This window comes from Ruegeria sp. AD11(2025) (genome assembly GCF_056542405.1).
In genome coordinates, this window is the sequence record NZ_JBQFZU010000005.1 from 214,487 (window position 1) to 231,399 (window position 16,913).

Consider the following 16,913-nt stretch of genomic DNA (forward strand, 5'->3'; position numbering starts at 1 on the left):
CAGCAGCCCGACGTGCGGGCAGTGATTGGTTAGAAATTCCGAATAAGAAGGAAATGGGCCGGAGCGGCGGTTTCGACCGCCCCGGCATCGTCAGTGCGGGAGGTTACTGACGAGGGAGGAAAGCGTTCGTTTTCCAAAGGTCATAGCCGTCACGGAACTCGTTCATATCGGCCAGAACCTGTGCAAAGAAGGCGTCATTGGCGGCTTCTTCAGCGGCAACCTCTTCCCAGGTCGCACGGAACGTATCCAGCATCTCGGGCGACCATTGCTTGATGGTGACACCGTTGTTTTCAACGTTGTCGATCAGAGCCGCGTGCTGAATGGCTTCGCCTTCGGCAAAGCTGTCCGCCATAGACGCCTTACAAGCGCTTTCGATGATGGCTTTATGCTGGTCGCTGGATTCGTTCCAGACGTCCTTGTTGATCAACAGTTCGAACACAGTCGCCTGCTGATGCCAGCCGGGGAAGTAGTTGTATTTCACCAGCTTGTGGAAGCCCAGACGCGCGTCAATGGCAGGCATCGAGAACTCGGTCGCGTCGATCGCGCCTTTTTCCAGCGCAGGGAAGATCTCACCACCCGGCAGCAGCGAGGTCGCCACGCCCAGTTTCTGCATCACCTTTCCGCCCAGACCGAAGAAACGCATCTTCAGGCCATTCAGGTCTTCAGGCGAGTTGATTTCAGTCGCGAACCAGCCTGAGGTTTCCGGGGCAATGATGGCGCAAGGCAGAACGTGAACGTTGTAACCTGCCTGATCGTACATCTCTTGGTACAGTTTCAGACCGTTACCATAGTACATCCACGCCATGTATTCGCCGGCCTCGGGGCCGAACGGAACCGCCGAGAACAGCGGCGCAGACGGGATTTTACCTGCCCAGTAACCGGCAGTGGTGTAGCCCGAATTGATCTTGCCGGTGGAAACGGCGTCAAGGATTTCGAACGGCGGAACCAGTTTGCCCGGCTCATACACTTTCATCTTCAGCGTCCCACCCGACATCAGGTCCAGTTGCTCGGCCACCCGCGGGATCGGCGAGCCAAGGCCCGGCAGTTCAGTCGAGAATGCGATCGGGGTTTTCAGCAATAGCTTGTCAGCGGCAACCGCGGGTGCGGCCAGCAGGCTGGCGGCGACGGCGAGGCTCGTCAGGGTCTTCTTCATGAATTCTCCTCCAGGTTGGTCAGGGCTTCCACCCCAATCAGCGGCGCAGGCTCTTCCAGCGCCTCTCCGGTGGTAAACTAACTTTACCAGTAATAACCAGTCAACAATTTTGTTTACCACTGGCCTATACCTTTTTGAGTGACCGAGCATTAGGATCAGTGTTGGCAAATGCAATTTTTTAGCAATTGAAAGCCGAAGTTGCCTGTTTTTTGTTCTTTTTCATAATGCTAGATTCACTGTCAGGACCGGCGCGGTTTGCTTGAGTTTTTGCCAAACATGGTTATATTTATTTACCAACAATCCTAATTCTGACACAAAACGGAGGCACGGCACCATGAGCCCCACAGCGATTTTTGAACCGGTCGGACACGAATCGCTGGCCGAGGCCGTCGTCGCCCAGGTCGAGGATCTGATCGCATCCGGCATCCTGAAGCAGGGTCGCAAACTGCCCTCGGAACGTGATCTTGCCGAAATGCTGCGCGTGTCACGCCCCAAACTGCGCGAGGCCTTGGCGGTTCTGGAAGAACGCGGACTGGTCACCACACAACATGGCGAGGGGACTTTTGTCGCCGCACTGACCGGCCAGGCGATGATGCCCGCTCTGTTGGCGCTATACGAACGGCACGAACCCGCTTTTTTTGATTATCTGGAATATCGGCGCGAGCAAGAGAGCTTTGCCGCCCGCCTTGCCGCGCAGCGGGCGACCAAGGCGGACAAGGAGCGGATCGCAGAAATTCTGGCTGAAAATGAACGGGCCTGGCAGGAGAATGACACCAAAGCTGCACAGGAAGCCGATTTCGCGCTGCACACGGCAATCGTGGATGCCAGTCAGAATGCGACCCTGATCCACATTATGGCCTCGATCTACGAACTCACCCGCAAGGGCGTATTCTACAATCGCGATTTCCTGAAGACGATTGACGGGACTGGCGAGCAATTGCTGGCCCAGCATCTGGAATTGGGCAAGTCGGTAATCGACGGCGACGAGGCGCGCGCGGCAAAAGCCGCAGTCGATCATATCGATTTCGTCGAAGAGTCGTTCAGACTGGGGATTGAACGCAATCGTCGCGAAGCGATGGCTGAAAAACGCCGGATGCTGTCTGAACGGTAACGACCACACCTGTACGGAATCATGTGTAGTCGTTAACCGGAATGCGGTGAGACGCGAAATTCCGCAATCCCCTGCCCCAATTCCATCAGTGCGCGGCAATAGCGCGAGATAATCAAGGTTTCTTAACCCAATCTCCTTTCGTCGGAAACCAACCACGAGTTTAGCAAGTTGGGTACCTGCTATCGTTACATCGACAACACCCAAACAGAAAAACGTGATAGCCGAGGCGCGAGTGCTCTCACCAATGCCCAGCCTGTCAGGGCAAGAGATCGGACACCTTACTGAAACCTGCCAGGTCGAACCCGAATGAGATCGGGTCTCCGATCCTGTTTTTGCCTTCTACCGTCAACTGATTGCCGGCCCGCATCGCTGACATCCAGTCCGGTGAGACGGGCGAACGCGCAAAGCAGCCCTGCGCTTCGCAGGTCAGAAAATCCAGACGCGCAACTTCCGCGCCATCGACCTTGGCGACCAGCCCCTCGGAGAACAGCAGGCCAAACGGCAGGGTCAGCACGGTCTCGGTCTCATCCTTGCCTGCGGGCTTCACAAACGCAATAGAGGTAAGCCTCTGGTTATTCTCCGTCAAAACGATGCTTTGGGTCATTTCGCAGATCAGTTCGGTGCCGTCGACCAAATTGCTGCAATTGACGGACCACAATGGCGCGTCGTTCTCCTGTGCGGCAAGAGGAAGCGCAAATCCCAATGAGGCCGCCAAAGCGCAAATCCAAGTTTTCATACTGCTGTCCCTCATTAATTAGAATTGTACCCCAAGACCAAGACCAACCTGCAGGGCCTCGGTCGAGTCTCCGAACATATGGTCGAGGCTCAGGTTGATAAAGCTGCTGTCGTCCAGTGCGAACAGTCCCAGCCGGGCTGAAACCAGTCCGTGTGTATCGCCGATATAGCTGGTATTCGAGAACCCACCGTCGGCGGCGCTGGCGCCCGCGAACCCGGCGCTGACCGATACGGTGTCGTCCGACGAAATGATGGCTCCGGCCCGCAAACTTGCGCGCAGTTTCTGTGAGGCGCTCAGGACCTGTTCGGTGCCGATCTCCAGCGATGGTGTCAGTGAATAGATCATCTCGCTGTTGTCTTGCAGGACAACTCCCGAAGGGGTTGCGTCACCGTTGCTTTCGGTCGCCAGGCGCGTGGCATCTACGGCGATCTCGGGTCGCAGGTAAGAGCTGCCACCGGCAAACCTGTGGTCATAGGAAAAGCTCAACCGCAGATTCTGGTGGTTCATCTTGTGCTTGATCGAGCTAACGCCAACAGTGTCTACAACGTTTCCGTTCGGCAGCGCGCCACTGATCCCACCGGCCCTGAGCGTGTCATAGCCCGACCAACCGGCGGACAGAATGGCGGCAAACTCCCATGCACCGGTGTATTTGGTCAGTGACGCGCCCAGATTGAACCGGTCACCCGTCGCATTATACTGCGATCCGTTGCGCAGGCTTATCCGGTCATGGCCCACTGCAAACCCGGCATAGAGCTCATCCCCGACCGGCAGACGGACACCCGCGGACAGGTTGGTGTTGTTGATGTCCAGCTCATCGTAAATGCCGGTTTGATCACGGTCGTAGAAAGACCTTCCTCCGGAGAACCAGACACAACTGCGCGGATCGTCACCCGCCTGATAGTCGGTAAAGCGTTCGCAACTGTGCAGAGTATCCGCGAACACCCGGGTACCGTAGTAGGCGTCCACCGCATCCGAGGCGTAATCCCCCACGGTCAGCCCATCGATCGCGGCGATGACGTCAGCCTCAGACTTCATATTCCCGATCAGCGCAAACAATTCGCCTTGCGCGGCCGACCCCTGCCCGTTCAGGACCTGGTTGATGTAATCCCCAACGGCCGCTTGGTTCGCGTTCATATTAGCGGTCGAGTAATCCGGCGTGATCACCAGATCAATCGAGCTTCCGTCCGACGTCGAACCGTTCAGGCCAATCGAGTAATCCAGCACCACAGTGTCCTGAATCGTCGTGCCTGCATCCGCCGCCGTGCCGTCCGGGTTGATGATGACCAGAGGCAACGCCCGTTCCAGCCTGTTCAACTGAGGCAACAAGGTACCGCCTATCGTGGCGTCGCCCGTGACATTGACCAGGTCGCTGTCACCGCCCGAAGCCCCCGAGGTCAGGAAGTACACATCGAAGGTTGAGCTTGCCGTTGCACCAAAGGCCAGGCTGCCGGTCAGGTTTGTGGTCTGGCTGACGTTTCCGGCAAATACAAAATCCCCTGCCTGCACATTCGATGAGAAGTCGGTATTCAGACCCCAGTTCGCGCCCAGAACGAAATCGCCGTTCACCTGCATCATCCCGGCTGCGCCCAGATTGATCGTATCCAGCGCATAGAAGGCGCCTCCGTCCTCGACAGTCAGGCTGTTGGTGCCTGCGCCAAGGTTTAGGTTGCCAAGCGCTGCGCCCGCAAGCGAGACCTGTTCATTTCCGTCACCGCCATTCATCAACTGGTTGTTCCCTGCGAGCAGAACCGTGTTCTCCGACAGAGTCAGCGCATTGTTTGCACCGCCGTCCACAATGATCGAAGCGACCGCGTCCACCTGCCCTGTACCGCCCATGACGACGCCATCGAACCCCAGTGCAATGGCACCCGCCCCGTCGCGCCCTTCGGATTGCGCCAGAATGCCGATACCGCCTTCACCGACCGACAGGATGTTGCCAGTCAGTGCCATGTCGATAGCACCACCAATCCCAGCACCGCCCGCGGACCCACGGAAGACCGAGTCCACCATGCCGCCACCGCCGCCCAGCGACTGCGCGACAACGCCAATCGCGTTCTCTCCGGTCGTCACGATATTTCCGGCCTGGGTAAACCCGATATCGCCGCCGTCACCGCCATTGTTGGCCGACAGGTCCACGGTAACCCGGCTGGCCTCCATGTCGGTCGAGACGAGGCCACCACCGCCGCCTATGCTCTGAATGACGAACCCGTGCGATCCGTTGCCGCTGGTGGTCACGTCACCAGTATTGACGAAATCAACATCGCCGCCATCGCCGGTCGAACCGTCCTGCGCGCCCAGCGTCACGGCAGCCTGCCCCAGACCCGAGATGACGACCTCGCCGCCACCCGCGCCGATGCTCTGGATGCTCTGGCCAAAGGAGCGATAACCGCTGGTGAACACGTTGCCGTCCAGCGTCAGGGTAATACCGCCGCCATTATTGTTAAAGCTGGGGTCAGATCCCAGGATCACCGACGCGGCCTTGTTCGTATCGACCGTTCCGGTACTGTTCAGCACCAGCTTGCCGCCGCCCCCGCCAATGGATTGCGCCGATCCCGCGGACGAGAACGCACCATCGGTACCCACATCGCCCGTGCGGCGGCCATTCACGCCACCGCCACTGGCGTCATCGGTGTCAATCGCACCCAGACGGGCGGTGATATCGATACCGTCGCCGTCCTGCACAACAACGTCGGTTGCCGCGGTGCCGCCGCCGCCACCGACGCTCTGCAGCATCAGGGCTGTTGATCTGTCGCTGGTCGTGGCGATATTGCCGGTATGCGATTGCGCAAGCTGACTGCCCGCCATACCGGAAACGTCATCACCGCCCAGGGCGATATCGCTGCTGACGACAGAGCCGGTCGCGCCACTCGTTGTGGTGGTGAAATCGACGGTTGTATCGACATTACCACCGCCGCCGTTCACGGACTGGGCAAACACCGCTTCGCTACCTTCACCGTTTACAAGGATGTCGCCGGTCGAATTGACCGTCACGGTGCCCACCGAACCAGTGGACCCTTCGCGCGCGCCAAGCGCCTGAGAAATCGTGTAATCCAGCACTGAGACCAGCGGGGAGGACACCGAATACCCAGCATTGCCGCCGCCGCCGCCAACCGATTGCGCGTAGATGCCGAAGCCGTTTGTGGCATTCACGACGATAGCACCCGTGTGGTTGACCGTAACGTCTCCGCCATCTGCACCATCTCCTCCGGACCCGCCAATGGCGATCTTGGAATAGGACTTGCCCGTCATGGTGTTTTTTAGGTCATTCACATCCATGGCAACGGCCAGACCGCCATTGCCACCGCCGCCACCAACGGATTGCGCCATGATGCCATAGGCTCCGGCGCCATCCACCCGGATGTCGCCGCTGTTGGTGACCACCACGTTGCCCGCAACATTGCCACTGCCGCCCGAACCGCCGATGTTCAGCTGAGCGGTCGGAGAACTGTTATCCCCGGTCTTGAGCCGCACCGTGCCCGTGATCGAGCTGCCGCCGTTACCGCCGCCGCCGCCAATGGATTGCGCAAAGATGCCGTGGGCTCCGGCGCCAGTGGTCACGATCGTCCCGGCATTGGTCACCGACACGGTGCCGCTAATTCCGCCGGTGCCACCCGAGCCGCCCAGACCGAATTGCAATGCCCGCCGTGTGCTGGCCTCGGCCCCACCATAGCGGCCATCCACCGAGATCGTCGAGCCGCCATTGCCGCCCCCGCCGCCGACGGATTGCGCAAAGATGCCGTGGCTTTCGGTGCCGGTGGTCAGGATCGTGCCGTCGACCTCGTTGACAACGGTCACGGTGCTGCCAGCTCCGCCTGTACCGCCGGTGCCACCGATCAGGATTGCATTTGTCGTTGCGCCGTCTGAAGACCGGCCCAGAATGATGTTGCGCACTTGTTGCGCATCACCACCGCCGCCGCCAACCGACTGCGCATAGATACCAATCGACTTGTCGCCCGTGGTCTGGATCAGGTCACGGTTGGTTACGGAAACCGCCGCCGAAATCGCGCCCGTGCCACCATTACCACCTATGGACAGGGTCGCCGTGTTTCCGATCTCTTTCCGCAGGCTGATGATGCGGTTTTCCACCACACCCCCCATGCCTCCGCCGCCACCGACCGACTGTGCGTAAATTCCGTGCGACATGCTGCCTTCGGTGGTGATGATCCCGTCACTGACCACGGTTACGGTGTCCGAGGTCATGCCATCGCCGCCAGTGCCGCCAATATTGATCGACGCGGTAGTGCCCACCGTTGACGGATTGACCACGGCTTTGATCGTGTCGAGGTTCGACTGACCGGCCTGCACCATCCCACCAGTGCCACCTGCCCCGCCGATGGATTGCGCCATCAGGCCGACCGAGCGGTCTCCTAATGTGGCGATTCGCGCCGTGTTGGTCACATCGACCTTGCCACCCACGCCACCGCTGCCACCGGTACCACCGATTGAAAGCGCAACCGAGATACCCTTACCGGCCGAGTTGCTGGCCTTGCCACCCGTTCCGCCACCGCCGCCAACGGATTGCGCAAACACACCATGTGCATCCGTACCTTGCGTGACCACCGTACCTGCAACCACCGAAGTAACGTCTCCCGCTGCGCCGCCAGTGCCGCCTTCAAGACCTACCGACAGGCTGGCTTTGTTGCCTTTGCTGTCTCCGGTTTTTGGTGTGCCGATGCTGACAGAAGTCGAAGACGAGTTGCCACCGCCGTTGCCGATGGATTGCGCGAAGAACCCATAGGACCCTTTGCCCGCAGTACTGATGATCCCGTTCGAACTGGCATATACGTCACCACCGCTGCCGCCGGTGCCTCCGGTCCGGCCGATCTGAATGTTGACGTTTCCGCCATCCACCGAAGTCGAGGCCGAATTGTAGCCCGCATTACCGCCGCCGCCGCCAACGGATTGGGCGAACAGGCCATGGGAATCCGCTCCGAGTGTGGAAATATTGCCGGTGTTTCGCACGTCAACCGAACCGCCGATTCCGCCCTCACCCGTACCGCCACCAATGGCCAGACCAAAGCCCTTGTTGGTCGCATCAGAGGCCAGCTCATAGGTCATGCCGAGATTCAGGGCCGCGTTGCCACCACCACCGCCGATGGACTGACCAAAGACGCCGTGGCTGCCGTCCTGCTTGGTGAGGATATCGCCGTAGTGGTCGATATCCACCGTGCCGCCATCCCCGGCGGTTCCGGCGTCACCACCAATTGCGACCACAGCCGAAACGCCCGTTTTGTTGCCAGAGGAATCCGCCGGGTTGGTTTTGCCTTCCAGCTCGTCCAGCACCTTGTTGTAGTTGGCGATCACCGAATCATCGACGCCCGAATTGGTCGGTGTCTTGCGATCGGTTGAATCGCCGGTGCCGCCATTGCTCTGGCTGCCGGTGGTCTTGCTGATGCCCACCACTGCGTTGATTCCGGCGTCTCCGCCGCCGCCACCGATGCTTGAGGCTTCGATCCCGTGTGAGCCGACGCCATCTGTGACGATGGTGCCCGCCGCAATGGCGGCAGTACCGCGCGCAACGGTCACGTCGCCTGCGTCTCCGCCACCGCCGCCAAAGCCGCCGATGCCCATGGCAATGGGTGAACTGTCCTTGGTGCCGACAAACGTCGCATTGATCCCGCCGGTGCCACCACCGCCGCCGATGCTTTGGGCAAAGATACCGCGGGCGTGGTAACCGTTGGTTGCAATATCACCGGTTTGCGTGACCGACACGTTCCCTGCATCCGCCCCAGTGCCACCGTGACCACCAAGACCACCGACAATGCTCAGGTCGGTCTTGCCGTCAGAATTGTTGGAGTCCCCGTAGTTCAACTGCCCGGTTACGTTCAATGCGCCGTTACCGCCGCCACCCGCGATGGATTGTGCCAGAACGCCGTGCTTCCAGTTACCGGCGACGGAAACAGTGCCGGCATGGTTAACGGTTACATCGCCCGAGACGTTACCGTCACCACCGAAACCGCCAACACCGAAGGTGACCGAGGGGATCTTGCCGTCCTTGCTCAGCGCGATACCGCCCGACACGTTCAAGCCGCCATTGCCGCCACCGCCGCCGATGGACTGCGCCATCAGACCGGCCGAGCCATCAGTATCGGGTTTGTCTTCGTTGAAGACACCCATGTCGATGAACAGTCGCTCCAATCCGAAGCTTGAGGCAAGTTCCTCGGTCTCATCCACTATTGTGTCGCCCAGGAAGTCGCGCAGCTTGTCTTCAAAGGTGGTGGTATTGGGGATCGAGATATCATCCGGGTTCGTCGTCACGGTGATATTCGCCTGCGATGTCACGGTGACATTGCCCGCCTTGCCGCCATCGCCGGCGAACCCACCGACACCGACAATCAGAGAACTGTCGGACACGATCCCGCCGGAAACGTTCAGGCCGCCATTGCCGCCGCCGCCGCCAAGTGATTGCGCCAGCAGACCGGATTGACCGGTGCCATGCGCCATGATCGTGCTGCCCGCACCGATGTTTACATCGACATTCCCGGCATCACCGCCACCGCCGCCAAAACCGCCGACGCCCACAACCACGGCATAAGACTTGCTGCTGTCTGTCTGACCTGCCCCGGGTTTGCCGCTGATCGCGATGCCGCCGGACACATTGGTGCCGCCATTGCCGCCGCCGCCACCCAGCGATTGCGCTATAATACCGCTGGCGCCTTTGCTTTCATCCACGGCGAACGAGCCGTCGGATTGCTGCACCATCGGCACCGCCTGCAGGTTGCCGGTGTAATCCAGATCAACATCACTGGCGTCACCGCCCGACCCGCCAAAGCCGCCAACACCCGCCGCGACCGAGAAGATAGTGTCCGAACCAGAGGGCTTGGTCAGCGCCAACGAACCCGAGAAATTCACACCACCGGTGCCACCGCCGCCGCCAAGGCTCTGTGCGAATAGACCATGCGACCCGTTACCCGCCGTCACAACGTCACTTTGAACATCTAGTGTCACCGCCCCGGCATTGCCTCCGCCGCCGCCAAAGCCGCCAAGGCCCAAAGCAACTGCTGCGCCGGATTTGCCCGTCAGATTCACCGCACCCGAAACGTTCAGACCGCCATTGCCGCCGCCACCGCCAACCGATTGCGCCATGACACCGATACTGTCCGCGCCCGTCGTAACCACCGAGGTTGTGCCGCTGCTATCTGTGGCAGACCGCAAAGTGCTGATCACATCACCCGCATTGCCCGCGCCGCCGCCGAAACCGCCAACGCCCAGGCTGACCGAGCCGCCATTTTCCTGGCTGATGCCCAACGAGGCCGAGATATTCGTGCCGCCATTGCCGCCACCGCCACCAAGGCTCTGCGTCAGAATGGCCGTACTGCGATCACCGCCGGTGGAGACACCACCTGTGACGGTCGATTGCACCAGCGCCCCGGCATCTGCACCGCCGCCGCCGAATCCGCCGACTCCGATAGCCACAGCCGCGTTGGCCGACCGGGACAGGGACAAGGCCGCCGAAATGTTGGTGCCACCATTACCGCCACCGCCGCCAAGGCTCTGGGTCAGAACGCCGACCGAGTCGTCGCCGGTCGTCGTGACATTGCCCGTGACCTGCTGCGTGACGTTTTCGGCCGCACCGCCATCGCCTCCGAAACCGCCAACACCTATCCCCAGGCCACCCGAATAGTTGCTGGCGACTGAAATCGCACCGGAGACATTCGTGGCACCATTGCCACCACCGCCGCCGAGACTCTGCGCGACGATCCCGGCCGAACGTGTGCCAGAGGTGCTGACATTCCCGTCGAAAGTACTGTCGACCACGCCACTGGTACCGCCATCGCCACCAAAGCCACCCACACCGATGCCCGCTGCGCCCGACCCGGTGCGCGCAATGCTCAGCGCGCCCGAAATATTGACGCCACCATTGCCGCCACCGCCACCGACGGACTGAACCAGAACACCGGTTGAGTTGTCGCCGCTCGTGGTGACATCTCCGGTGACCGAACCCGTTGCCGTGCTCGCATTGCCACCGTCGCCACCGGACCCGCCGATACCAACGCCAATTGCGCCGCCACCGGTGCCCGAGATGTTCACGGCGGCCGAAACATTCAGCCCTCCGTTACCACCACCGCCGGCCGCGGATTGCACCAGAACACCGCCCGAATTGTCGCCCGCTGTGGTGACATTGCCCACAACCGTACCGGTGGCCGTGCTCGCGTTGCCTCCGTTGCCGCCGCTGCCACCAAGGCCGACAGAAGCACCGCCACTGCCTTTTCCGGCAACCGTCACCGTGGCCGAAACGTTCATGCCACCATTACCGCCACCTCCACCGAGGCTCTGCACGACGACACCACTGGATTCGTCACCCTGCGTCGAGACATTGCCGGTCAGAGTGGCCTCAGCCGTACCGCCGTTGCCGCCGGTGCCGGATGCGCCACCCAGACCCACCGACGCGCCGCCCGAGCCAGTGCCCGCTGCAGCAACGGCGACCGAGATATTCATACCGCCATTACCACCGCCACCTCCGACAGACTGCGCCAGCAAGCTGGTCGAGGTTTCGCCCAGTGTCACAAGGTTGCCGGTGACATCTGCGGTGACTGCCGAAGCATCGCCACCACCGGTTCCGCGGCCCCCCAGACCCACGGCAGCCGCGCCGGATCCCGTACCCGCGCCGCCGACTGAGGCAGAAACGTTGAAACCACCGTTGCCGCCGCCGCCACCGATGGATTGCGCGACGACTGCACTGGATTGTGCGCCTTCGGTTTGCACGCTGTTGGCAACGGTCAGATCGACAACACCGCCCGTGCCGCCACCGCCGCCGGACCCGCCCAGACCAACGCTGATTGCGCCTGAACCCGTACCAGCCCCGGCCAGTGCAGGCGAAACGTTAAAGCCGCCATTGCCGCCGCCGCCGCCAACGGACTGCGCCAGAATGCCCACCGAAGCATCGCCCTTGGTCACAACATTCGCCGTAGTGCTGGCCGTGACCAGACTGCCGTCACCACCGCCATCACCCGAACCTCCCAGCCCGACAGACACCGACCCCGCGCCGGTTCCCGCACCCGATACGGTCGGCGAAACGTTGAAGCCGCCGTTGCCACCGCCACCACCGAGGGACTGCGCGACAAAACCACTAGACGCAAAACCATCGGTCAGGATGGTTCCGTTCGAAGTCAGCGTGACATTTCCGCCATTGCCGCCCGTGTCGCCCGATCCGCCCAACCCGACGCTGACGGCACCGCTGGCCGTACCGGCGCCTGACAGGACCGGGGCCACGTTGAAGCCACCATTACCGCCTCCACCGCCGATGGATTGCGCCACGACGCCTGAGGAGCTGTCACCACGTGTTTCAACCGCGTTGTTCGATGTGGCGATCACGGTGCTGCCGCTGCCGCCGCCGCCACCGTTTCCGCCAAGGCCAACTGAAACGCCACCACCGGCTGTACCCGATCCCTGAACCGAGGCACTGACGTTGAAGCCGCCGTTGCCTCCTCCACCACCAATGGATTGCGCCAGGAACGCAGTGGCCGAGTCGCCTTGCGTCAGGATCGTGCCGCCCGAGGTCAGAGTGACTGAGCCACCATTGCCGCCCCCTAGGCCGGTACCGCCCAGCCCAACGCTGACTGCGCCGCTGGCCGTGCCTGCGCCTGCCCCGCTGCCCGAGACGTTGAAGCCGCCATTGCCGCCGCCGCCACCTATGGATTGAGCAACCACGCCCGAGGAACGGTCTCCGACCGTCACAATGGAATTCGTTGTGGTCAGATTGACAGATCCGCCTGTCGCGCCGGTACCACCGTCACCGCCAAGCCCGACCGAGACCGCGCCGCTGGCCACGCCCGCACCCGCCAAAGAGGCGCTGACATTGAAACCGCCATTACCGCCACCGCCGCCAACAGACTGCGCCAGAACTGCAGTGGAATCCGCTCCGCCCGTCGAGACGGTTCCGGTCACGCGACCGGTTACGGTTCTTCCGATACCGCCGCCCGAGGCGTCCCCACCAAGACCAACAGTGACAGCTCCGCCGCCTGCACCGGCCCCTGCGATCCCGGCCGTGACGTTGAAGCCACCGTTGCCGCCGCCGCCGCCAATGGACTGGAACACCACGCCGCTTGAACTGTCGGACAGCGTTGTGACATTGCCCGCAACCTGGCCTTCGACGATACCGCCATTACCACCGGTGGCTCCGTTGCCACCTAGCCCGACACCGATGGACCCGGCTCCGGCCCCGCCTGCCGCAACACCAGCCGTGACGTTGAAACCGCCGTTGCCGCCGCCACCGCCAATGGATTGGATCACAACTCCGGTCGAACGCGCACCCTCGGTCCGGATATCGCCATTGATGCGTACGCCCGTGACGGTTCCACCAATGCCACCGCTGCCGCCGTCACCACCAAGGCCCACATCCACAGTCCCAGCGCCCGCGCCTCCTGCCGCGAGACCCGCCGCGACACTAAAGCCACCGTTGCCGCCACCGCCGCCAATGGATTGCACGACGACTGCTCCGGAATCATCGCCGCGTGTGGTGACATCCGCATCGACCTGCGCAGTAACGGTTCCCCCAGCCCCGCCTCCGCCAGCTTTACCGCCAAGGGCCACGCTGACCGATCCGGCCGCCGCGCCGCCGATATCGGCGCTGGCTCCGACGGCATAGCCGCCATTGCCGCCACCGCCGCCGACAGACTGCGCTACAACTCCGCTGGAAAACGCGCCACTGGTCTCGATCGACGTACCGCCTGCGACCAGAGTAACGTTGCCCCCGGTTCCGGCACCGCCACCGTCACCGCCGACGCCAACGTTGATTCCAACGGCCGCACCGCCGCTTGCGCTGATCCCGGCCGCGATGCTGCCGCCGCCATTGCCACCACCGCCGCCGACCGATTGCGCGATGATCCCACTGGAATTCGTACCCGTCGTAGTAACGTCCGCCTTGGTATAAACCCGCACAAGACCGCCATTCCCGGCACTACCCGCCTGGCCACCGACCCCTACCGAGACATTGCCCGAGAACAGAGCCGAAGCTCCTCCGGTCGCAGCAACGGCCAGACCGCCATTGCCGCCGCCGCCGCCAACGGACTGGAACAACATACCGGTCGAGCGGTTGCCAGTGGTGACCACCGTGCCCTCGAACCCAGCCGCCGTCGCAACACCACTGCTGTTGAACTGGCCGACCGTAACCGGACCGCCCCTGCCGCCGGAACTGCCGTCGCCGCCGACGCCAACGGCCAGTGAACCGGACACCGGACCACCGGACACGGCGACCGACACGGCGTAGCCGCCATTGCCGCCACCGCCGCCGACCGATTGCAGCATGACGCCGATGGAATCGTCCCCCCCGGTCTGCACCGAAGCCGCGCCGCTTCCACTAAGCGTGACCGCTCCGCCATCTCCGCCGTTACCTGCCGAGCCGCCGACCGATACCGATGCCGCACCAAAGGCCCCTACAGCAACTGACACGGCACCGCCGCCATTGCCTCCGCCACCACCAACAGATTGCGCGAACACACCTGCCGAACGATCACCCGAGGTTTGAATCGCCGAAGGCTGGCTGCCGTCGGTGTTGGACAAGGTGACGTTGACATTTCCGCCGGTTCCGCCGGCACCGCCCTTACCGCCAATGGCCACGCCGACAAATGCCCCAACCGAACCGGACGAACCGCCATTACCACCGCCGCCACCGATGGACTGGGCCAGAACGCCCATCGCATCGTCTCCGGACGTGGTGATGATGCCGTCATTCACGATGGTCACAGTCGAACCGCTGCCGCCGCCGCTGCCGTTGCCGCCGACAGACACCATGCCTCCGGACGAGCCGCCATCACCACCGCCGCCGCCGATTGACTGCGCGATGATGCCGCGGGCGCCGTCTCCGCCGGTCACGATACGCCCGTAGTTGCTGACACTGACCGCGGCACCCGTGCCACCCCTGGACCCGGTGCCGCCGATGGCTACCAGACCGTAAGAGTTCGCCCCCGTACCACCGCTGCCGCCAATGGATTGCGCCATGACACCGTCGGCACCTGTACCCGAGGTCAAAACACTGCCGCTGCCCTGTACCGTGACGCTGACTGTATTACCGCTACCACCGTTCGAGCCAACACCACCCAAAGACAGGGACACCAGACCGCCTGCTGTTCCGCCCGAACCGCCGCCACCGCCGATGGACTGCGCGACGATACCACGTGCGAAATCTCCCTGCGTTTCAATTGCACCGCTATGCGAAACCGAAACCTGACCGCCATTGCCGCCATTGTCCGCGCCGCCGATCAATGAGACCAGAAGGTTGCCGCTGGTCCCCGCGGACCCGCCCGAACCGCCTATGGACTGGGCGTAGATACCATTTGCGAAGTCTCCGGTCGTCAGGATGCTGCCAGTTGACGTCGTGTTGACCGTCACCTTGCCACCGTTTCCACCATAGCCACCATCACCGGAAGACCCGACCAATCCCCATTGCGATCCGCCATTGCCGCCATTGTTGGAAACACTCAGCGCATAGATTCCATCTGCAGAATCTCCGCTTGTCGAAATCGTACCCCGCTGGGTGACCGTCACATTGCCGCCGTCGGCCGAATGCCCACCGGTGCCTCCGCCCGGCGCCGCAAAGCCGCTGCCGCCATTACCTGCCTTACCGCTGCGGCTGAATGCAAAGATCCCGTCATTGCCTTCGCCCGATGTCTGAATCGTACTGCTGGCGGCCTGAGTTGCGTTGACCGTTCCGCCCTTGCCGCCGTCACCTCCGTCGCGACCGCTCCAGAAACTCAGGTATGAATCTCCGCCACTACCCCCGTTCCCACCGACACTGCCAACTTGCCAGCCGATGTTGCTGGTGGCATTGACGTCGCTTGTCAGGGTCTTTGTCTGTGTTGGGCCACTGGACCCATTACCGCCAGAGCTTGGCGGCACAACCAACGCGCCATCACGTCCGTTACTACCATTCTGCCCGTAAACAACCTGGTTCACACCGTTGGGCCCCGAGACATCCTCGGGTGGGGTCACTGTGCCTGGGGTGCCGGAACTGTTGAAGTTGCTGTTGTACTGGGAAAGGGTCAGCTGCGTCGACAAACTGGCCGTGCCGGTTGCGCCAGAATTGCTGATTTGTGCTGTTGTCCCCGTAATGGAAACAATATTAAAAGCCAATGGGGGATTGTCGGTATTGTAGATCGTATCGCCCGCACCCTTAACCAGAAAAACGTAACCGTCCGCCGTTTCGACAAAGGCAGTTGTCCCCGCTGTTGGCGTCGATGCCGGGTCCACGATCAATGCACTTACGGTGGTATCCAAGCCGGTTACTGGGTTGGTAACCGTATCACCGACTTTCGAGGCAGATGTAGGCGCGGCAAGCAACGGTGTTGAAATCACGATATAAAGTGAAATCGCGAACAGCAGTATTGATCTCATTGTCACCTTCGAACCTCGCACCGGTTCCACCCAGAACACATGGCAATCGCACAATCCCGAAGAACAGCAATCTGCCCGATAAAACCCATCACCATTTGGTACAAGGTATTCGCAAGCTTAAGGAGATCAGTTCTAAAATTTCTCCCGTTAACAGTTTCGTAACCATTATTGCTCAAAAGCAACATCTTTAGTGCAGCTATTGTCAAACATTGGGATTTCGCTCGGGTTCAGCCGCGATGGCGGGCACGTGCCTGCCAAGTCAGTTTGAAGTCAGACAGGAACCTATGTTTGGCTGGCAAATCGTAGCTGCTTTTTCTTAGGGTGCGCAGTCTTCTTTTTTGTCCCTTACAATGTTTCGTACCGCGATTTGGAAGAGGTCATGCGTGAGGTGCAACTCTCACCTGGTTTCTGCCCATTCACATAATTCTCTGACCGGGCCGTCTAAGTCAGGCCAGATGGTAGCAACGACGCGCCGCGTCCAGAACGGTTCTGATGGAATGGACATCCCCTGATCTCTCATCTGGTAGGTTTTGGAGATGGAAACCATCAGGAGGTTAGCAAAATGGCGGATTTGGACCTTG

Annotated in this window: 5 protein-coding genes; 1 reads left to right on the forward strand and 4 read right to left on the reverse strand. The window is 61.5% G+C overall.

The genetic code is table 11. The features are described 5' to 3' along the window. Window positions 1-103: 103 nt before the first annotated feature. On the reverse strand, window positions 104-1,153 hold the full coding sequence (locus ACR1XY_RS07470) for a TRAP transporter substrate-binding protein (protein WP_480591591.1): 1,050 nt from the start codon (window positions 1,151-1,153) through the stop codon (window positions 104-106). 334 nt (window positions 1,154-1,487) lie between these two features. Here ACR1XY_RS07470 and ACR1XY_RS07475 point away from each other — a divergent pair, with 334 nt between their 5' ends. Beyond that, on the forward strand, window positions 1,488-2,264 hold the full coding sequence (locus ACR1XY_RS07475; RefSeq protein WP_480591594.1) for a FadR/GntR family transcriptional regulator: 777 nt from the start codon (window positions 1,488-1,490) through the stop codon (window positions 2,262-2,264). A 256-nt stretch (window positions 2,265-2,520) separates the two neighbouring features. Here ACR1XY_RS07475 and ACR1XY_RS07480 read toward each other — a convergent pair whose 3' ends face one another. The 3 genes from ACR1XY_RS07480 to ACR1XY_RS07490 form a co-directional block, all read right to left on the reverse strand. Beyond that, window positions 2,521-3,000, reverse strand: coding sequence for an invasion associated locus B family protein (locus ACR1XY_RS07480; RefSeq protein WP_480591597.1), 480 nt, complete (start codon window positions 2,998-3,000; stop codon window positions 2,521-2,523). Between the two features lie 18 nt (window positions 3,001-3,018). Continuing rightward, on the reverse strand, window positions 3,019-16,332 hold the full coding sequence (locus ACR1XY_RS07485; protein WP_480591601.1) for a hypothetical protein: 13,314 nt from the start codon (window positions 16,330-16,332) through the stop codon (window positions 3,019-3,021). 397 nt (window positions 16,333-16,729) lie between these two features. Continuing rightward, a partial coding sequence (locus ACR1XY_RS07490; RefSeq protein ID WP_480591604.1) for a hypothetical protein occupies window positions 16,730-16,913 on the reverse strand: 184 nt, incomplete at its 5' end.